Source organism: Streptomyces sp. NPDC022910, from assembly GCF_055561075.1.
Map to the genome: position 1 here is coordinate 115,209 of NZ_JBVHHL010000011.1, position 19,826 is coordinate 135,034.

Annotated in this window: 14 protein-coding genes and 3 pseudogenes; 7 read left to right on the forward strand and 10 right to left on the reverse strand. The window is 70.8% G+C overall.

Annotated elements, in window-relative coordinates:
- Positions 1–7: 7 nt before the first annotated feature.
- From ACZ3TS_RS13800 to ACZ3TS_RS13815, 4 genes and pseudogenes are all read right to left on the reverse strand, one after another.
- A complete protein-coding gene (locus ACZ3TS_RS13800) occupies positions 8–1,645 on the reverse strand; it encodes a sodium/solute symporter (protein ID WP_467617140.1) in 1,638 nt (545 codons plus the stop codon).
- A complete protein-coding gene (locus ACZ3TS_RS13805; RefSeq protein WP_467617142.1) occupies positions 1,642–2,085 on the reverse strand; it encodes a DUF485 domain-containing protein in 444 nt (147 codons plus the stop codon). The genes ACZ3TS_RS13800 and ACZ3TS_RS13805 overlap by 4 nt, the downstream gene beginning before the upstream one ends.
- Before the next feature lie 193 nt (positions 2,086–2,278).
- Positions 2,279–2,590: pseudogene (locus ACZ3TS_RS13810) on the reverse strand (ricin-type beta-trefoil lectin domain protein); the annotation flags it as partial.
- A gap of 118 nt (positions 2,591–2,708) precedes the next feature.
- Positions 2,709–4,202 carry an MFS transporter gene (locus ACZ3TS_RS13815; RefSeq protein WP_467617145.1) on the reverse strand — a complete coding sequence of 498 codons (1,494 nt, stop codon included), beginning with the start codon at positions 4,200–4,202 and terminating at the stop codon, positions 2,709–2,711.
- Between the two features lie 523 nt (positions 4,203–4,725).
- Between ACZ3TS_RS13815 and ACZ3TS_RS13820 the strand changes: the two genes are divergently transcribed.
- Both ACZ3TS_RS13820 and ACZ3TS_RS13825 read left to right on the forward strand, forming a co-directional pair.
- A complete protein-coding gene (locus ACZ3TS_RS13820) occupies positions 4,726–5,514 on the forward strand; it encodes an ABC transporter ATP-binding protein (RefSeq protein ID WP_467617147.1) in 789 nt (262 codons plus the stop codon).
- The gene (locus ACZ3TS_RS13825; protein ID WP_467617149.1) at positions 5,511–8,090 is read left to right on the forward strand and encodes an ABC transporter permease; all 2,580 of its coding nucleotides are present in this window, start codon (positions 5,511–5,513) and stop codon (positions 8,088–8,090) included. The genes ACZ3TS_RS13820 and ACZ3TS_RS13825 overlap by 4 nt, the downstream gene beginning before the upstream one ends.
- An 80-nt stretch (positions 8,091–8,170) precedes the next feature.
- Here the strand turns inward: ACZ3TS_RS13825 and ACZ3TS_RS13830 are convergent, their stop codons facing one another.
- Complete coding sequence (locus ACZ3TS_RS13830) at positions 8,171–8,473, reverse strand: type II toxin-antitoxin system RelE family toxin (RefSeq protein WP_467617152.1); 303 nt, start codon at positions 8,471–8,473, stop codon at positions 8,171–8,173.
- Entirely contained in the window at positions 8,466–8,741 is a 276-nt protein-coding gene (locus ACZ3TS_RS13835) for a type II toxin-antitoxin system Phd/YefM family antitoxin (RefSeq protein WP_467617154.1), read from the reverse strand. Before ACZ3TS_RS13835 ends, ACZ3TS_RS13830 begins: the two co-directional genes overlap by 8 nt.
- A gap of 143 nt (positions 8,742–8,884) precedes the next feature.
- On the opposite strand from ACZ3TS_RS13835, the gene mfd reads away from it, so the two are divergent.
- The gene (mfd, locus tag ACZ3TS_RS13840) at positions 8,885–12,424 is read left to right on the forward strand and encodes a transcription-repair coupling factor (RefSeq protein ID WP_467617156.1); all 3,540 of its coding nucleotides are present in this window, start codon (positions 8,885–8,887) and stop codon (positions 12,422–12,424) included.
- A gap of 34 nt (positions 12,425–12,458) precedes the next feature.
- Here the strand turns inward: mfd and ACZ3TS_RS13845 are convergent, their stop codons facing one another.
- Complete coding sequence (locus ACZ3TS_RS13845) at positions 12,459–13,151, reverse strand: TetR/AcrR family transcriptional regulator (protein ID WP_467617158.1); 693 nt, start codon at positions 13,149–13,151, stop codon at positions 12,459–12,461.
- Between the two features lie 102 nt (positions 13,152–13,253).
- Here ACZ3TS_RS13845 and ACZ3TS_RS13850 point away from each other — a divergent pair.
- Positions 13,254–14,172 (forward strand): annotated as a pseudogene (locus ACZ3TS_RS13850) (SCO6745 family protein).
- Between the two features lie 265 nt (positions 14,173–14,437).
- Positions 14,438–15,217 (forward strand): HNH endonuclease family protein, encoded by a 780-nt coding sequence (locus tag ACZ3TS_RS13855; RefSeq protein WP_467617160.1) that lies wholly within the window; start codon positions 14,438–14,440, stop codon positions 15,215–15,217.
- A gap of 61 nt (positions 15,218–15,278) precedes the next feature.
- Here the strand turns inward: ACZ3TS_RS13855 and ACZ3TS_RS13860 are convergent.
- From ACZ3TS_RS13860 to ACZ3TS_RS13870, 3 genes and pseudogenes are all read right to left on the reverse strand, one after another.
- Positions 15,279–15,371 (reverse strand): annotated as a pseudogene (locus tag ACZ3TS_RS13860) (nucleotidyltransferase family protein); the annotation flags it as partial.
- A gap of 90 nt (positions 15,372–15,461) precedes the next feature.
- Positions 15,462–16,175, reverse strand: a complete 714-nt coding sequence (locus ACZ3TS_RS13865) for a hypothetical protein (protein ID WP_467617162.1) — start codon at positions 16,173–16,175, stop codon at positions 15,462–15,464.
- Between the two features lie 84 nt (positions 16,176–16,259).
- Complete coding sequence (locus tag ACZ3TS_RS13870; protein ID WP_467617164.1) at positions 16,260–16,847, reverse strand: hypothetical protein; 588 nt, start codon at positions 16,845–16,847, stop codon at positions 16,260–16,262.
- A 206-nt stretch (positions 16,848–17,053) separates the two neighbouring features.
- Here ACZ3TS_RS13870 and ACZ3TS_RS13875 point away from each other — a divergent pair, with 206 nt between their 5' ends.
- Positions 17,054–19,078, forward strand: coding sequence for an N-6 DNA methylase (locus tag ACZ3TS_RS13875; protein WP_467617167.1), 2,025 nt, complete (start codon positions 17,054–17,056; stop codon positions 19,076–19,078).
- A gap of 123 nt (positions 19,079–19,201) precedes the next feature.
- Positions 19,202–19,792, forward strand: a complete 591-nt coding sequence (locus tag ACZ3TS_RS13880) for a hypothetical protein (RefSeq protein WP_467617169.1) — start codon at positions 19,202–19,204, stop codon at positions 19,790–19,792.
- The last annotated feature ends 34 nt before the right edge of the window (positions 19,793–19,826 follow it).

The following is a 19,826-nucleotide window of genomic DNA, read 5'->3' on the forward strand; positions in this document are numbered from 1 at the left end:
CGTTTCGTCAGCCGCTCCGTCGTACCGCACCCGCCAGGATCCATCCCTCCACGGCCTCGTACTGCCGTCGCTGCTCCGCGGCGTGGCGGCGGCCGGAGGCGATCGTGCCCAGCCAGCCGTAGGCGAAGCCCAGCGGAATGGAGACGAGACCGGTGGTGGTGAAGGGGAACCAGTTGAAGTCGGCGTCAGGGAAGGCCGCGGCGGGGGAGCCGGAGACCAGGTTCGTGCCGGTCATCAGGACCACCACCGTCGCCGTGCCGCCGATCAGCGTGCACAGCAGGCCCGTTCGGGTGTAGCGGCGCCAAAAGAGGGTGTACACGAGTGCCGGTGCGATCGCGGAAGCGCCGATGCAGAAGGAGAGCGTCACCAGCGGCTGCAGGCTGAGGTGGTGGACGAGGGTGGCGAGCAGGATCGCCACCGCGCCCACCGCCATGGCCGACAGGCGCGCCACGGTCATCTCGCGGCGCGGTGTCAGCTCCCGCATATGGGCCGCGAACACGTCGTGGGCCAGGGAGTTGGCGCAGGCGAGGATCATTCCGGCCACGGAGGCGAGCAGGGTGAGGAAGATGGCCGTCGTCACCGCGGTGAACAGCAGTGTCGCGCCGGCCGACACCTCCGGCCCGAACGCCGCGCGGGAGCCCAGCAGGTAGGCCGTGCGGCCCTGCGGGTCGGCCGCCGCGATGGTCTCGCGCCCGATCAGGGCCGTCGCGCCGAACCCGACGACCGTGATGATGGGCACGAACAGGGCTACCGACGGCACCGCCCAGGACATCGAGCGGCGCACCTGCCGGGCACTGTTCGCCGTGTACATCCGCATGGTGATGTGCGGCAGACAGGCGCCGCCGAGCACCACCGTCAGCTCCGAGCTGATCATGTCGAGGCGGGGAGCCGGGCCGCCCGCGAACTCCAGGCCGGAGTGCAGGAAGGCGGGGCCGACCCCGCTGTTCTTCGCAGCGGCCGAGAACAGCGCGCCGGGGTCCCAGTCGAAGCGGTGCAGGATCAGCGCGGCGACGACCGCGCCGGAGCCGAGCAGCATCACGATCTTCAGGATCTGGATGAGGGCGGTGCCCTTCATGCCGCCGATCGCCGCGTAACTGATCATCAGGGCGCCGATGCCGATGATGCAGCCCGTTTTCAAGGCGTCGCTGGAGAAGCCGAGGATGAAGGCCAGCAGGTCGCCGGTTCCGGCGAGTTGGACGAGCATCATCGGCAGCAGCGCGGCGACGGTCACGATGCACGCGGTCATACGCACCGCCCGGCCGGGCATCCGCCGTGCCAGGGCGTCGCCCATGGTGAACCGGCCCGCGTTGCGCAGGGGTTCGGCGAGCAGGAACATCAGCAGCATCAGCGACAGGGCCGTGCTCAGGGCGAGGACGACACCGTCGTACCCGGTGAGCGCGATGATCCCGCCGGTGCTGAGCACGGTGGCGGCGGAGATGTAGTCCCCGGCGATGGCGAGGCCGTTGCTCATCGGGGACAGGGAGTTGTAGCCGGTGTAGAACTCGTCGAGGTCGTCGCGGTCGGGACCGGTCATCACGCACAGCAGGAGCGTGATGGTGGCGACGGTGGTGAACGCCACCAGCGACATGGCCTGCGCCGAACTGTTGAATCCGGTGAGCCCGCCGACTGTGCTCGCCGTGGTCATCGCGCGGCCTCCCGCCTGGCGTCCAGCGTGGCCTGTCTGCGGATGCGGTCGGCGATCGGGTCGACCGTGTGGCGGGCCGTGTACTCGTACACGGCGATCGCGAGGCAGGCGACGGGGACCTGGAGCAGGCCCAGCAGCAGGCCCATGGTGAGGCCGCCGGTGACCGGGGTGGTCATGAAGGACGGCGCGAACGCGGACAGGACCAGGAAGAGCGTGAAGTAGCCCAGCGCGGTGAGGGTGGCCACGCGCCGCTGCCAGCGGTAGGCGGTGCGCAGGACCCGAAGGTCGCTGTGGTGGCCGAGCGGCTGGTGGCGTGGCAGCCGCCGCCGCACCGGGTCGGCGGGCGGCGGCTGCCACGGGTACGTCGGATACGAGGGTGACGAGTGGTGCGGTGCTGTGTACTCGGGGGACGAGTGCGGCGACGGAAATGCGTCGGACATCCCGTTTCTCCTTGCCGGCTCGGGTCCGTGGCGGCGGACCGCAGGGAGCGGGGGGCGGCGACGCACGTTACTCGCGCGTACAGGGATGCGGGAGCCTTTCGCCAAACTGAGCGGTCGGTATGCGCTTGCCTTCACCGACCTGTGTTGTTACCCGCGGTCACCTGGGCCCCGTGTGTCCCTCGATGCCGGGTGGCCCGTCAGTCACCGTCCACTTCTGGTTGGCCTGGCCGTTGCAGTCCCAGACGACGACCTTCGTGCCGTTGGTCGTACCGAGGTTGTAGGCGTCCAGGCACTTGTTGCCGTACACCACCAGTTCCTTGCGGGAGGTGTAGGTCCAGGACTGGTTCTGGCCAGCGTTGCAGTCCCAGATCTCCGCCTGGGTGCCGTTGGTGATCGTGTTGTTGTAGATGTCGGTGCAGCGGCCGGACTGTCTGCCGACGAGCAGGGACCCGTTCGTGCCCGGTATCGCGCCGACCGTGATCGCGCCCAGGGTGGGAAGCGAACTGCAGGTGCTCGCGGTTGCCGTCGAGGACGTCGTAGTACGCCTCGGCGTCCTCGGCCGTCAGCGGACACAGGACCAGGCCCGGGAGCCGCGCCGGCAGTTCGCCGAACGTCACGCCGGGTCAGTCCTTGAGCACCGGGAAGCGGCGCGGGGCCAGCAGGAGCAGGACCAGGAACGCGAGCGCCGCCGCGCAGGACGCGCCCAGGTAGACCGCGTGGACCGCCGACGCGATCGCCCGGCGGGTCGCCTCGGGCGCGGAGCCCCCGTCCAGGGCCCGCGTCACCGCGTCCAGGTCGCCCGCGCCGCCCAGCCGGGACGCCAGGACGCCGTTGGCGACCGCACCGAACACCGAGGCCCCGACGGTCTGGCCGGTCTGGCGGCAGAAGAGGACGGACGCCGTGGTCGTGCCGCGCTCCGACCAGCCGACCGTCGACTGCACCCCCACGATCAGCGGGAGCTGGAAGAGGCCCAGTGCGCCGCCGAGCAGCAGCATCAGAAGAGCCGGCTGCCAGGGCGAGCCCGGGTACGGCAGGAAGGGAAAGGCGAGCAGGAGCAGAGCCGCGAGCCCGATGCCCAGCATCGCCGTGGCACGGAAGCCGACGCGCCGGTACACGTGCTGGCTGAGCGCCGCCGACACCGGCCAGCTCAACGTCCACACGGAGAGCACGAACCCCGCTGCGACCGGCGCGAGTCCGAGGACCGCCTGCGCGTATGTCGGCAGGAAGACCGTCGGGGCCACCATCAGCAGTCCCAGCGCTCCCAGGGCCAGGTTGACCGCGGCGATCGTACGGCGCCGCCACACCCACCCGGGGATGATCGGCTCCGCGGCCCGGCGCTCCACCGCCACCACCACGGCGACCAGCGCGAGTCCGGTGCCGAAGAACGCCAGCGAGGGCGCCGACAGCCAGGGCCAGGCCACCCCGCCCTGCACCAGCGCGGTCAGCAGGACGCCCCCGCAGGCGAACACCGCGAGCGCGCCCGCCCAGTCGATGCGGGGGCGGGGACCCGACTCGCGGTGCGGCTCGTGCAGATGGCGCACGATCAGCCACAGCGCGACGGCCCCGATCGGCAGGTTGATGAGGAAGATCCACCGCCAGTCGGCGTAGGCGGCGAGTACCCCGCCGAGCGCCGGGCCCGCGATCGCGGACACCGCCCACACCGTGGACAGCTTCGCCTGGATCTTCGGGCGCTCCTTCAGTGGGTAGAGGTCGGCGGCGAGCGTCTGCACGGTGCCCTGGAGCGCACCGCCGCCCAGGCCCTGCACGATGCGGAACGCGATCAACGCCCCCATGTTCCAGGCGAGCGCGCACAGCAGCGAGCCGAGCAGGAAGACGGACGCGCCCGCGATCAGCACCGGCTTGCGGCCGAAGGTGTCGGAGAGCTTGCCGTAGACGGGCAGCGTCACCGTTACGGCCAGCAGGTAGCCCGAGAACAGCCACGAGAAGACGGAGAAGCCGCCGAGGTCGCCGACGATCTGCGGCACGGCGGTCGACACGATCGTCGAGTCGAGCGCGGCCAGCGCCATCGAGAGCATCAACGCGGCGACGACGGCACCGCGTCTGTCGGATCCGGCGTGCCGTGCGGCTTCGCGTATCGCAGGTCTGGTACTGCCCACCGGATGCCTCCCCTTGCACTTGTCCGCCGCACGCAAGTTTCTCACCGGAGCCCGACTCCGCGGGAGGCCGCCCCCGAGGGCGGCTCGGCTCTGGCGCGGCGAGGTTTCTCACCTGCCGGCGTGGCTTGCCCCTGACGTGGCGGGAGGCTTGACCCTGACGTGGCGGGAGGGCGGAGCCTGGCTGCGCCGGGGGTGGAGCCGACCCTGAGAAAGAGTCCACCCTCCGGTGGACTGCCCCTAGGGGTTGCTCCGTACCAGGGCTCGGGGAAGGTTCGTCCCGACGGAGGACGAGAGGGGACCGGGCCGTCCTTAACCTGGCTTTACGCCGCTGGGGAGCGGCCGGGACGCACGGGGGTCGTGCCGGCCGCACCGGAGGGGGTGGGGTTTTCCCCAGCAGAACACGGGGCCGGGCACCAGCGCGCCGGGGCCCCTTCCGGCACCAGACTGATCGACGCAGCCAACCACTGATCGACCTGACGAGGGACCACGCGTCCCATCCACAGACCGACATAGGAGATTTGACATGACATCGGCCGTGACCATTCCCAGGCACGGGGGCACTGGAGGGCGTACGGCCGTTGCCGCGCGAGCGCGGCAGGTCGTCAAGGCGTACGGGTCGGGGGAGACCCGGGTCGTCGCCCTCGACCACGTCGACGTGGACATCGCGCGCGGCCAGTTCACCGCGATCATGGGCCCCTCGGGGTCCGGCAAGTCCACGCTGATGCACTGCCTGGCCGGGCTCGACACCGTGACGGGTGGTCAGATCTTCCTCGACGAGACCGAGATCACCGGCCTGAAGGACAAGAAGCTCACGCAGCTGCGCCGGGACCGGATCGGTTTCATCTTCCAGGCCTTCAACCTGCTCCCCACGCTGAACGCGATCGAGAACATCACGCTGCCCATGGACATCGCGGGCCGCAAACCGGACCGCGCGTGGCTGGACCGCGTCGTGGAGACCGTCGGCCTGGCCGACCGGCTCAAGCACCGGCCCACCCAGCTCTCCGGCGGCCAGCAGCAGCGCGTCGCCGTGGCCCGCGCCCTCGCGGCCCGCCCCGAGATCATCTTCGGTGACGAGCCGACCGGAAACCTCGACTCCCGGGCCGGCGCCGAGGTGCTGGGCTTCCTGCGCCGCTCGGTCGACGAGCTCGGCCAGACCATCGTGATGGTCACGCACGACCCGGTCGCCGCCTCGTACGCCGACCGCGTGCTGTATCTGGCCGACGGCCGGATCGTCGACGAGATGCACAAGCCGACCGCGGACGCCGTCCTCGACCGCATGAAGGACTTCGACGCCCGGGGGCGCACGTCATGACCGTCCTGAAGACATCGATGCGCAACTTCTTCGCGCACAAGGGACGCATGGCCCTCTCGGCCGTAGCGGTCCTGCTGTCGGTGGCGTTCGTGTGCGGCACGCTCGTCTTCACCGACACGATGAACACGACGTTCGACAAGCTGTTCGCGGTCACGTCGTCGGATGTGACGGTCAGTGGGAAGGGCGCCTCCGACAGCGGCGAGACGACCTCCGGCAACGGCAGGCCGCCGGTCATGCCGGCCTCCGTGCTCGGTGAGGTGCGGGGGGCGCAGGGTGTGAAGTCGGCCGAGGGAACGGTCTTCTCCACCTCGGTGACCGTCGTCGACGCCGACAAGAACAACCTGTCCCCCAAGAGCGGCGCGCCCACCATCGTCGGCAGCTGGAACGCCAACGACGCCCGCACCATGAAGATCACCTCCGGTGCGGCGCCCGACGGCTCCGACCAGGTCATGGTCGACGCCGACACCGCCGACAAGCACCACCTGAAGCTCGGCGACGAGATCGGTGTGATCAGCGCGGTCGGCACGCACACCGCGAAGATCTCCGGGATTGCCACCTTCACCGTCACCAACCCCGGTGCCGCGATCTTCTACCTGGACACCAGGACCGCCCAGCAGACCCTCGTCGGGAAGACCGGTGTCTACACGAACGTCAACGTCACGGCGGACAACGGCGTCAGCGACGCGCAGCTGAAGAAGAACGTGGCGGCCGAGATCGGCGGCGCCTACAAGGTGCAGACCGCCCAGGAGACCGCCGACGCCAACCAGAAGGACGTCGAGGGCTTCCTGAACGTGATGAAGTACGCGATGCTCGGCTTCGCCGGGATCGCTTTCCTCGTCGGCATCTTCCTGATCATCAACACCTTCTCGATGCTGGTCGCTCAGCGGACGCGGGAGATCGGTCTGCTGCGCGCGATCGGTTCCTCCCGTAAGCAGGTCAACCGGTCGGTGCTGGCCGAGGCGCTGATGCTCGGCCTGTTCGGCTCCGTGCTCGGCGTCGGCGCGGGCGTCGGCATCGCGATCGGGCTGATGAAGCTCATGGGCTCGATGGGCATGCATCTGTCCACCGACGACCTGACGGTCGCCTGGACGACCCCGGTGGTCGGCCTCGCGCTGGGCGTGATCGTCACGGTCCTGTCCGCGTACCTGCCCGCCCGGCGCGCGGGCAAGGTCTCCCCGATGGCCGCCCTGCGGGACGCGGGTGCCCCGGCCGATGCGAAGGCGGGCCGGATACGCGCCCTGGTCGGCCTGGTCCTGACCGGCGCCGGCGGTTACTGCCTGTATGTGGCCGCGGCCGCCGACAAGGCCAAGGACGGCTCGCTCTGGCTCGGCCTCGGCGTGGTCCTCTCCCTGCTCGGTTTCGTGTCCGTCGGTCCGCTGCTCGCGGGCGGCCTGGTCCGGATGCTCGGAGCGGTCGTCCTGCGGGTCTTCGGACCGGTCGGGCGGATGGCCGAGCGCAACGCCCTGCGCAACCCGCGCCGTACGGGTGCGACGGGCGCCGCGCTGATGATCGGCCTGGCGCTGGTCGCCTGCCTGTCGGTGGTCGGCTCCTCCATGGTGGCCTCCGCGACCGACCAGCTCGACAAGACCGTCGGCACGGACTTCATCGTGCAGAACGACGGCGGGCAGCTGATCACTCCGCAGGCCGTCAAGGCCGTGAAGTCGACACCGGGTCTCGAGCGGGTGACCGAGTACAAGGTGCTCGACGCCACGCTGACCACGCCCGACGGACGCACGTCCAAGAACGAGACGATCAACGCCGCCGACCCGACGTACGCACAGGACCTGCGCACCAAGACGGTGACGGGGAACCTGGCGGACGCCTACCGCCCGGACTCGATGTCGGTCTTCGAGGGCTTCGCCAAGAAGCACGGCATCGAGCTCGGGTCCACGGTGAAGGTTGACTTCAAGGACGGCAGGACGGCGAGTCTGAAGGTCCGCGCGATCACCAGTGACGACGTCGTGATCGACAAGGGTGCGATGTACGCGTCCATCGCGACGGTCGCGAAGTACGTGCCTGCCGACACGATGCCGCTGGACGTCCTGGTGTTCGCCACGGCCAAGGACGGCCAGGAGGCGGCCGCGTACAAGTCGCTGAAGTCGGCGCTGCACGACTATCCGCAGTACACGGTCCGCGACCAGACCGACTACAAGCAGGCGCTGAAGGACCAGATCGGCCAGCTGCTGAACATGATCTACGGCCTGCTTGCACTGGCGATCATCGTCGCGGTCCTCGGTGTCGTGAACACCCTGGCCCTGTCGGTGGTGGAGCGCACCCGGGAGATCGGCCTGATGCGTGCGATCGGTCTCTCGCGCCGCCAGCTGCGCAGGATGATCCGCCTGGAGTCGGTGGTGATCGCTCTCTTCGGCGCCCTGCTGGGCCTCGGCCTGGGCATGGGCTGGGGCGCCACGGCCCAGAAGCTCCTGGCTCTGGAGGGTCTGAAGGTTCTGGAGATCCCGTGGGGCACGATCACCGCGGTCTTCATCGGCTCGGCGTTCGTGGGCCTGCTCTCGGCCCTGGTCCCGGCCTTCCGCGCGGGCCGGATGAACGTACTGAACGCGATCGCGACGGAGTAGCCACCGGGCGGGGAGTACGGGGGAACGGGGAAGGGCTGGGCCCGGCGGAGATGTCCGCGGGGCCCAGCCCTTCGGTGCAGCTAGGGGAGACGTCCGATGTGCAGGACGACGATGGTGATGGTGCTGTCGTCGATCTCGTACAGCACTCGATAGAACCCGACATGCATGCGACAGAACCCGACATGCATGCGCCGAAGTTCTGGTGAGCCATAGGCGACGGTACCGGCGGGGCGAGGATCGTCGGCCAGGAGATCGACTGCGGCGAAGACCTGCCGCAGACCATCGGGGTCGTCCTTCAGGAAGCGGACGGCCGTGTTGGTGGCTCGCTCCGCCCAGATGATCTGGTGGCTCGCTCCGCCCAGATGATCTGGTGGCTCACTCACGCTCCAGACCGAGCATTGCGCGGACCTCGTCGTGAGGTACGCCAACGAAAGTGCTGTCGGCCCTCTCCGCTCGATAGCGGATCACGGCCAACTGCTCTTCCAGTTCCAGCACCCGCTCCTCCAGCTCGGCCAGCTCGCTGGGGTTTATGAAAACGGCCGCGGCCTGGCCGTGATCCGTGATGGTGATGCGCTCTCGCGCGTTCGCGGTCCGGCGCACCAGGGAGCCGAACTGAGCACGGGCCTCGGTGATGGGAAACGTGGCACTCATGTACGGAACTGTACGGTCCATACCCCATCGAGCCGATCGCTCTCGCGGGTGAACGCCTCGACGGAGTCGTACGCTGGACACCCCGGCCCGCGCAGCGTGTCGGGTGATTCGCGTTGCCCCTCACCCGGACGGAAGCCCCTTTCATGAGCCTGCACGGTCTGCTCGACGCCGTCGTCAAGGACGCCGCACTCGCGGAAGCGGTGAAGGCCGCCTCCGACGGCAACCGGATGCACGTCGACCTGGTCGGCCCTCCGGCGGGCCGCCCCTTCGCCGTGGCCGCACTGGCCCGGGACGCGGGCAGGCCCGTACTCGCCGTGACCGCGACGGGCCGCGAGGCCGAGGACCTCGCCGCCGCGCTGCGTTCGGTGCTGCCGTCGGACAGCGTCGTGGAGTACCCGTCGTGGGAGACCCTCCCGCACGAGCGGCTGAGCCCGCGCAGCGACACCGTCGGCCGCCGTCTCGCCGTCCTCAGGCGGCTCGCCCACCCGAGCCAGGACGACCCCGAGACCGGCCCGGTCTCCGTCGTCGTCGCCCCCGTGCGCTCCGTGCTCCAGCCCCAGGTCAAGGGCCTGGGCGACCTGGAGCCCGTCGCCCTGCGCGCCGGACAGCAGGCCGACCTGGAGGACGTCGTGGACGCCCTGGCCGCGGCCGCGTACTCCCGGGTGGAGCTGGTCGAGAAGCGCGGCGAGTTCGCCGTGCGCGGCGGCATCCTGGACGTCTTCCCGCCCACCGAGGAACACCCTCTGCGTATCGAGTTCTGGGGCGACGACGTCGAGGAGATCCGTTACTTCAAGGTCGCCGACCAGCGCTCCCTGGAGGTCGCCGAGCACGGTCTGTGGGCGCCCCCGTGCCGTGAGCTGCTCCTCACGGACGACGTACGCCGGCGGGCCGCGGCCCTCGCCGAAGAGCACCCGGAGCTGGGCGAACTGCTCGGCAAGATCGCCGAGGGCATCGCCGTCGAGGGCATGGAGTCGATGGCTCCCGTCCTCGTCGACGACATGGAGTTGCTCCTCGACGTCCTGCCCAAGGGCGCGATGGCCGTGGTGTGCGACCCGGAGCGGGTGCGGACACGGGCCGCGGACCTGGTGGCGACCAGCCAGGAGTTCCTGCAGGCCTCCTGGGCGGCCACGGCGGGCGGTGGCGACGCGCCGATCGACGTCGGCGCGGCCTCCCTGTGGCCCATCGCGGACGTCCGGGACCGGGCCCGCGAGCTGGGCATGCTGTGGTGGTCGGTGTCGCCGTTCGCGGCGGACGACGAACTGGACTCCCTGGACGGGGACACCCTCAAGCTCGGCATGCACGCCCCGGAGACCTACCGTGGCGACACCGCGAAGGCACTCGCCGACACCAAGGGCTGGCTCGCCGACGGCTGGCGGACGGTGTTCGTGACGGAGGGCCACGGCCCGGCGTCCCGCACGGTCGAGGTGCTGGGCAGTGAGGGCATCGCGGCCCGCCTGGACGCCGACCTCGGAAAGCTGTCCCCATCGGTCGTGCACGTCGCGTGCGGCTCGATCGACTACGGATTCGTGGACCCGGCCCTCAAGCTAGCCGTGCTCACGGAGACCGACCTCTCCGGCCAGAAGGCGGCCGGACGCGACGGCGCCCGTATGCCGGCCCGCCGCCGCAAGACGATCGATCCGCTGACCCTGGAACCGGGCGACTACATCGTCCACGAGCAGCACGGGGTGGGCCGCTACATCGAGATGGTGCAGCGCACCGTGCAGGGTGCGACCCGTGAGTACCTGGTGGTGGAGTACGCCCCGGCCAAGCGCGGCCAGCCAGGCGACCGCCTCTACATCCCGACCGACCAGCTGGAGCAGATCACCAAGTACGTCGGCGGCGAGGCCCCGACGCTGCACCGCTTGGGCGGCGCCGACTGGACGAAGACGAAGGCGCGCGCGAAGAAGGCCGTCAAGGAGATCGCCGCGGACCTGATCAAGCTCTACAGCGCGCGGATGGCCGCGCCCGGCCACGCCTTCGGCCAGGACACGCCGTGGCAGCGCGAGCTGGAGGACGCGTTCCCGTACGCGGAGACCCCGGACCAGCTCACCACGATCGCCGAGGTCAAGGAGGACATGGAGAAGTCGGTCCCGATGGACCGCCTGATCTGCGGCGACGTGGGCTACGGCAAGACGGAGATCGCGGTCCGGGCCGCCTTCAAGGCGGTGCAGGACGGCAAGCAGGTCGCGGTCCTCGTGCCCACCACACTGCTGGTGCAGCAGCACTTCGGCACGTTCTCGGAGCGCTACTCGCAGTTCCCGGTGAACGTGCGGGCGTTGTCCCGCTTCCAGACCGACACGGAGGCGAAGGCGGCCCTGGAGGGCCTCAGGGACGGCTCGGTGGACATCGTCATCGGCACGCACCGCCTGTTCTCCTCGGAGACAAAGTTCAAGGACCTGGGCCTGGTCATCGTCGACGAGGAGCAGCGTTTCGGCGTCGAGCACAAGGAGCAGCTCAAGAAGCTGCGCGCGAACGTCGACGTGCTGACGATGTCCGCGACCCCGATCCCAAGGACGCTGGAGATGGCGGTCACGGGCATCCGGGAAATGTCCACGATCACGACCCCGCCGGAGGAGCGGCACCCGGTGCTGACCTTCGTCGGGCCGTACGAAGAGAAGCAGATCGGCGCCGCCATCCGCCGCGAACTGCTGCGCGAGGGTCAGGTCTTCTACATCCACAACCGGGTGGAGTCGATCGACCGGGCGGCGGCGCGGCTGCGCGAGATCGTCCCGGAGGCGCGTATCGCCACGGCCCACGGCCAGATGTCGGAGCAGACGCTGGAGCAGGTGGTCGTCGACTTCTGGGAGAAGAAGTACGACGTCCTGGTCTCCACGACGATCGTCGAGTCGGGCATCGACATCTCGAACGCGAACACGCTGATCGTGGAGCGCGGCGACAACTTCGGTCTCTCCCAGCTGCACCAGCTCCGTGGCCGCGTCGGCCGGGGCCGCGAGCGCGGCTACGCGTACTTCCTGTATCCGCCGGAGAAGCCGCTCACCGAGACGGCCCACGAGCGCCTGGCGACCATCGCCCAGCACACGGAGATGGGCGCGGGCATGTACGTCGCGATGAAGGACCTGGAGATCCGCGGCGCGGGCAACCTGCTCGGCGGCGAACAGTCGGGCCACATCGCGGGCGTCGGCTTCGACCTGTACGTGCGCATGGTCGGCGAGGCGGTCGCCGACTACCGCGCATCCCTGGAGGGCGGGGTGGAGGAGGAACCGCCGCTCGAGGTCAAGATCGAGCTCCCGGTCGACGCGCACGTCCCGCACGACTACGCGCCCGGCGAGCGGCTGCGTCTCCAGGCCTATCGCGCGATCGCCTCCGTGAACACCGAGGAGGACATCAAGTCCGTGCGCGAGGAACTCGTCGACCGCTACGGCAAGCTCCCGGAGCCGGTCGAGAACCTCCTCCTGGTGGCGGGCCTGCGCATGCTCGCCCGCGCGTGCGGCGTGGGCGAGATCGTCCTGCAGGGCAACAACATCCGCTTCGCCCCGGTCGAGCTGAGGGAGTCCCAGGAACTGCGGGTCAAGCGCCTCTACCCGGGAACGGTCATCAAACCGGCCGTCCACCAGGTCCTGGTGCCCCGCCCCAAGACCGCGAAGGTGGGCGGAAAGCCGCTGGTCGGACGGGAACTGCTGGGCTGGGTCGGGGAGTTCCTGACGTCGATCCTGGGGTCGTAGGGCCGGCCGGCCGGCTTGGGCAGGGGCGCCCTGGTCAGGCGGAGCGGAACAGCATGCCGGTCAGCGTGTGGAAGACCTCCTCAGGGTCGCGGTCGCCGATCGGGGAGTCCAGGTTGTGGCTGAGCAGGAGTGTCGCGAAGCCGTGGGCCAGGGACCAGGCGGCTATGCCGGCGAGGCGGGCGTCGGGGATGCGTGCGGCGGCCTCGGACGTGGGGATCGCCGTGCGCAGGCGCTCGCCCGCCAGGGCTCGGGCCGCCGTCAGCTCCACGTCGTTCTCCCGCAGCAGCTTCGGGGTGAACATCACCTGGAAATGCGCGGGATGGTCGGTCGCGAAGCGTACGTAGCGGACGCCCGCGTCGCGTAGGTCGTCGGCGTCACCGAGCGCTGCCGCGAGCAGGGCGTAGCCCTCGGCCGCGATCGCCGTGAGCAGCCCCGTGCGGTCCTTGAAGTGGTGGGCGGGGGCCGCGTGGGAGACGCCCGCGCGGCGGGCCAGATCGCGCAGGCTGAGCGCGGAGGGCCCGTGGGTGGCGATGACGTCGAGCGCGGCGGACAGGAGCGCGCGGCGGAGGTCGCCGTGGTGGTAGGGGCGGGACGGCCCTCCGGTATCGGTGGCCAGGGCGGTCTCGTCGGCCTTCGCGGTCCCGGCGGCCGTCTCAGGACCGGCGGTCTTCGCGGACTTGGCGGTCTTCGCGGACTTGTCGCTCCCTGCAGTCCTGGCGGCGGTCATGGTGAGCAGCGTACGCCGAATCTAGTCATTGACAAGTTGGGTCCGGTCGCGCAATCTAGCCAATGTCAAGTTCCAGAGGTCGATCGGGACGAGGGGTGGGACATGTCCGGGGATGTCGAAAGTGTTGCGAGCGGGGCGGGTGCCGAGGGTGCCGACGGGGTCGAGCTCGGTCGGGTGCGTCAGCTGTGGCACCTGCTGGAGCCCCTGCACGCCGTGCTCTACTACGCGCCGGAGGCCTTTGAGGAGGCGGCTGCGCTCGGGTACGGCACGCAGGAGCGCTGGCCGAGCTACTTCCCCTGTCGTGCCGCTCCGTTGGGTGCCGTCGGGAGCGAGCGCGTGGCATCCGCCTTCTACAGCTTCAGCCCGCGCATGGTCGCCGAGAACATGAAGTCCGCGTGGAGCGTCACAAGCCCGGATGCCGTGCTGAAGGCGCGGGAGCGGGGCGGTCGACCGGGCCTACCGGGCGATACTGGGCGACCGGGTCGACAGTCCCGAGCTCGCCGCGGCCGCCGCGCTCGCCCGCCGTGCCGCCAAGGCGGCGAACACGGCAGGGCGCCCGCTGGCCGCGGGCAACGCCGAGCTGCCGTGGCCCGAGGCTCCGCACCAGCAGTTGTGGCACGCGGCCACGATTCTGCGCGAACACCGCGGTGACGGCCATCTCGCCGCGCTCCTCGTCGCCGGCCTGGACCCGGCCGAGTCCCTGGTCTCCTTCGCCGCGATAGGCGCGGCCGCCGTCGAGCGTTTCGAGAGCCGGGGCTGGACGCCTGAGGAATGGACGGCGGCACGGGAGCGGCTGGCCGCCCGTGGCCTGGTGGGCGAGGACGGTACGGCGACCGAGGCCGGCCGCGAGCTGCGACGCCGCGTCGAGCGGCACACGGACGAACTCGCCGCGCAACCATGGCGGATGCTGGGCCCGGAGGCGATGGGGGAACTCGCCGACCTGCTGGGCGAGTTCTGGGTGGCGGTCCTGAGCTCGGGCCTGCTTCCTTCCGAGACGACGCTTGGTATCGGGAAGGTGTGAGCAGGAGACAACCGCTGCGGCAAAGGTGCCGCACGGTGCCGCAGCCCGCCCCCGGTCGGGCGCGGTTCCTGAGCCGGCGCCAGGCCCGAACGCTCCGTCAAGTCGTTCCGCATGCGCCCGGCGTGCACCAGTTGCCTGGATGGGGTGGTATGGACATGACCCTTCGGCCGTTACCGTGAGGTGAGGAAACCGCGCCCGTGGGAGGCGGTTCGGACAAGCGGGACGGGCAAGGGGAGGACGGAGCGCCATGCGTTCTGAGGGGCATATGAGGCATATCGGAGGATCCCGGCGCATCCTCGTGGCATCCGCCGCTCTGCTCGGCACCGGGCTGCTGCTCACCGGTTGTGACAGCGCCGACTTCCCGATGGGTGGCTCTCCTTCAGGCTCCGATGTCCCGACGGAGAGCGGTCGCTCGGTGAGCCCGTTGGGCAACCCCGACGGCACGAAACCGGGGCTGGCGGCGATCATCTCGGCAGTGGACAGGGCGAAGGCGCGATCGCTGATCGAGAAGGTGGCCACGAAGGGACGCGGCCCGAAGACGGGCTATGACCGGGACAAGTTCGGCTACGCCTGGATGGACTCGGCCCCCGGCGGCATTCCCTACGCCCACAACGGGTGCGACTCGAGAAACGATCTCTTGAAACGTGACGGGCAGCGGGTCCGTTTCCGGACGGGCTCGGACTGTGTCGTCACCTCCATGACGCTGCACGATCCGTACACCGGCAAGACGATCGAGTGGACCAAGTCCCGCGCCGCGAAGGTGCAGATAGACCACGTGATGCCACTCTCCTATGACTGGCAGATGGGTGCCTCGCGCTGGACGAAGGGCAAGCGTGAGGACATCGCCAATGACCCGCTCAACCTGATCCCGGTGGACGGCCCCACCAACGGCGCGAAGGGCGACTCCGGCCCGGCGACTTGGCTGCCCCCGAACAAGCGGATCCGCTGCGCGTACTCGGTGCGCTTCGCCCAGGTGTCGTTGAAGTACGACCTTCCTGTGACGGTCGCCGACAAGCAGATGATGCTGAAGCAGTGCGGCGGCTGATAGAGGGCAGAGGCAGCCGGCATCAGCCGCCGGTCGAGGGAGCCATGATGCTCGTGGAGGGTCAGTCAAGGACGGTCAGCTCGGGCCATTGCTCTCGCCACCGCGCCGCCTTGGCCTCGTAGACCGACTGCGGGGCGAGCACCGGGTTCGGGCGGGTCGGCCCGGTCTCGGACCTGAGCCGCGCGCACCCCACCTCCCGCGAAGCGGAGGTGGGGCGTTTGCCGCTGTGTCGGTCGCGCTCCCTCTAAGAGGCCGTCTTCTGCAGGGAGGTGACGATCTCCCCGGCCAGCTTCTTCGCCGTCGCCGCTCCGTTGTCGTGGCCGTCCGTCGACAGCACGCTCACGACGTTCGTGCCGACGCGCGCGGCGATCAGGGTGGTGCCGTTCTCCCAGGCGCTGTTGGTGAGCGTGATGGTGTACGCCGAGTCGCCGAGGCCGGACGTCGCCTGTCCGGTCACCTTCACCTTCGTGTGCGTCTGTGAGTCGGTGAAGGTGGCGCAGGCCGAGGCCATCTGCTCCAGGTCCTTGAGGACCGTTGCCGCTGTCGTTCCGCGGAACGTGTCGATCTCCTGCGCGATGTCCTCGGAGGTGTTCTTGTTGACGTAGTCGTTCTGTGCGAAGGACACGCCCGAGACCCCGGTGATGGCGATCCAGCTGGTGCCGCCCAGCTTCGCGCAGTCCGGCTTCGACGACGCGGGTGCGGACGACGGCTCCACGTACGTGCTGCCGGTGTCCCGGGCCCCGCTCGGGTCCACGGCGAAGCCCTTGGCGAAGTACGACGCCGGCGCCAGGGCCTTCTTGAGTTGCGTACCCGTCGGGAGACCGGCGTTCGGGTCCTTGGACGCCGTCTGCTTCGGCTTCGCCGTGTCGGCGGAGGGGTCGGACGAACAGGCGGTCAGGGTCAGCGCCAGAGGGAGTGCGGTGACGAGGCAGAGGCGGGCAAGTGCGGTGCGACGCATGGAAGTTCCTTGAGACGAGGTGACGTGCGATGAGGTGAGTCGGGAGGGAGCAGCGTTGGGTGACGGGCGGGCGGGAGCGGGGAGTCAGGACGTCTTCGTCCAGTCCTTGCAGCCCGTGGTCTTGAAGTAGGCGTCGCCCGCGCTGATCGTGACGACGGCGGATCCGGTGGCCGTGCCGTGTGCGATGACGGATCCGGGGGTATGCAGGGCGTCCTTGTCTCGCTCCCAGCGGCACCGGCCGTCCGTGGTCCCCGTGGACCGGTACCTGCCGGGGGCGATGTCGACGCCGACTCTGTACATCCCGCCGTCGCCGTCGATCCGCGAGCCCGCGGGTGCGCCGGTCGGGTTCCCGCCGACGGCCTCCCACGGCGTGCATCCGCTCGACGTGAAGAGCTTGTCGGTGGCCTCGACGGTCACGTAAGCCGTGCCGGTGACGTCGCCGTGGGCGAGCAGGGAGCCGGCCACGTCCGATGCGTCCTTGGCGCGCTCCCAGGAACACCGGCCGTGGGCGTTGCCGGTCGTGCGGTAGGTGCCGGGACGGATGTCCCAGCCGACCACGTACCTGCCGGAGCCACTGAGCGCGGGCCCGTGGCCGGAGGGGCCCGCGTTCGCCGACACCGTTCCGATGACGACCAGACCGACGACGGCCCCGAACGCGATCCTGCCCGTCATTCCCACGCCGGGCTCCCCTCCCTCAACGCGGCGACCGCCGTTCCTCAGCGGTCGCTCGTTCGACGGGTCAATGAAAGCATTGGCTGTGAACCGAGTCAACATGGTTCACGCGTAGAGCCAAGTACACGCCGTGAAGTGGTCGATCTTGCGCAGGTCGCTATGATCGACGCCACACAGCGAGTGCGCCGCAGAGGGGAGCCGGGCGGGTGCAGGACCACGCGACAGAGGTGACCGCCGCCGGGATCGCCCGGCTCGCGGGGGTCGGCCGTGCCGCCGTCAGCAACTGGCGCCGCCGCCACGCCGACTTCCCCAAACCGGTCGGCGGCACCGAGACCAGCCCCGCCTTCGCGCTCGCCGAGGTCGAGGAGTGGCTGCGCCGGCAGGGCAAGCTCGCCGAAGTGCCCCTGCGGGAGCGTGTGTGGCAGCAAATCGCCGGCCATCCGGGGGGGCCCGTCGAGGCCCTCGTCCACGCGGGCCGGGTCCTCGTACTCGTCCACGACCGGCCCACTGTCTGGAAAGAGGCGAGCGCCGGGTCCGACCGGCGCCTGGCCGAACTGCTGCCGACCGCCCTCGAGCAGGTCCTCACCCCCCGCTTCGGCGTGCTCCACAGCCCCGCCGTGCCCGTCCCGGCGTCCGCGGACCTCCTGCCCTCGGCCCCGCTGCTGCGCGGCGCCGCCGACCTGGCCGCGGAACTGGGCGCCCCACGGGCGTACGAGTTCCTGCTCGGCCGGCACCTGGACGCCAACCCGCGCCAGTACACGCTCACCCCGGCCGGCCTCGCCGCCCTGATGGCCGGCCTCGCCGGGCCCGCCCGCACCGTTCTGGACCCGGCCTGCGGCACCGGCGCCCTGCTGCGTGCCGTCGCGCCCACGGCCGACCAGGAGCTGTACGGCCAGGACGGCGACCGCGGTCTCGCCGCGCTCACCGCGCTGCGTCTCGCGCTGCACACGAGGGCCGCCGTCCGCACCGCCGCCGGCGACAGTCTCCGAGCCGACGCGTTCGACACCCTCAGGGCCGACGCGGTGTTGTGCCACCCGCCGTTCAACGAGCGCAACTGGGGCCACGACGAACTCGCCTACGACCCCCGCTGGGAGTACGGCTTCCCGGCCCGTACGGAATCCGAACTCGCCTGGGTGCAGCACGCGCTGGCCCGCCTCAGGGACGGCGGCACGGCCGTCCTGCTGATGCCGCCCGCCGCCGCCTCCCGCCGCTCGGGCCGCCGCATCCGCGCCGACCTGCTGCGCCGCGGCGCCCTGCGGGCCGTGATCGCCCTGCCGGCGGGCGCCGCGCCCCCGTACAACATCCCGCTGCACCTGTGGGTGCTGCGCCGCCCCGACAAGGCACCCGCGCAGCCCGAGTTGCTGGTCACGGACGCCGGCGCGCCCGCCGCCGCGGGCCGTGGCGGACCGGACTGGCAGGCCGTGCGCACCGCCGTCCTCGACGCCTGGCACCCGTTCGCGCGCAGCGGCACCGCGCCGGAGGTGCCGGGCGTGAGCCGGTCCGTGCCCGTCATCGAACTCCTCGACGACGACGTCGACCTGGCCCCCGCACGTCACCTCCCGCCGCCCGCGGCGGGCGGCGGCGCCGAGGAGCTCACGGCCCTGCGCGCCCGCCTCGACGAGACCCTCCGACTCACCAGCGACCTCACCCCGCCTGCGGCCGGTGACGCCGCCCCGGCCCGCTGGCCGCTCACCACGGTCGGCGAACTGGCCCGCGGCGGCGCCCTCGTGATGCGCACCGGCGGGCACGGACCGCACGCGCGCGTGCTCACCGACCACGACGTCGTCGCCGGTACCGCGCCCTCCGGCGCCCTGCCTGAGAACGGAGAGGCACCGGTCCTGCTCGAAGAGGGCGACGTCGTCGTGCCGCTCGTCGGCGGCGGCGCCGTCGCGCGCGTGATCGACGCGGCGACCTCGGGAGCCGCCCTGGGTCGCAACCTCACGCTCCTGCGCCCCGATCCGGCCGCGCTCGACCCCTGGTTCCTCGCCGGTTTCCTGCGCGGCACCGCCAACCACCGCCAGGCCAGCAGCTATGCCTCCACCGCGACCCGGCTCGACGTGCGTCGCCTCCAACTGCCCCGGCTCCCGCTCGACCGGCAGCGCCGCTACGGCGAGCGGTTCCAGGCGCTCGCCGCCTTCGAGGACGCCCTGCGCCACGCGGCCCGCCTCGGCGAGCAGCTCGTCCGCGGCCTGCTCGACGGCATGACGGACGGGACGGTCACCCCGGACTGAGGGCTCCGCTCCCTCGCGGTACCACAACGGTTCGGCCCAACCCGGGACCGTCTGTCGGAGCCGGGCTATACGCTCGGACCTCGACACTCGTACGTCCGTCCTCATCCGGTCCCAGGAGCAGTCATGCACGGCCACGGCGCTGCGCCGCCCACCCGCACTTCGGGCATGGTCATCACCCAGCGCGTGCTGTTCGCCCTCGCCGGTTCCCTCAGCTGCGGGCTGCTCGCCTGTCTGCCCCTGTTCCGGGTCGCCGTGCTGCGCGGCAAGTGGCAGGACTGGGTCCTGGCCTGGATCAGCCTGCCGCTGTCCATCGGCGGCCTCGTCGTCATCGGGACCGTGCCGGAGAGTGACCAGCGGGGCGACATCGCGTTGGCCGTCATCCTCCTTCTCGGAGCGGTCAGCGGTGCGTACTTCGTCATCTTCGACATACGCCACCAGCGCGCCCTGCCGACCGCGGGCCCGGCCCCGCAGCCCGCGCCCTACCCGCCGCCCCAGCCGGGCTACGGCTACCCGCCCCCGCAGCCGTACGCAGCCCCCGGGCCCGCGCAGACCCCGCCGCCCCCGTACACGCCCGCGCAGACCCCGCCGCCCCCGTACACGCCCGCGCAGCCGCCCCCACAGCCGCCGCGTCCCGCGCCCGCACGCATCGAGCAGGTCCGGGCCGAACTCGACGAACTCAGCGACTACCTGCGCAAGCACGAGGGCGGCAGGTGAGCGTGGCGACCGGACGCCTCGTAGCCGGCCGCTA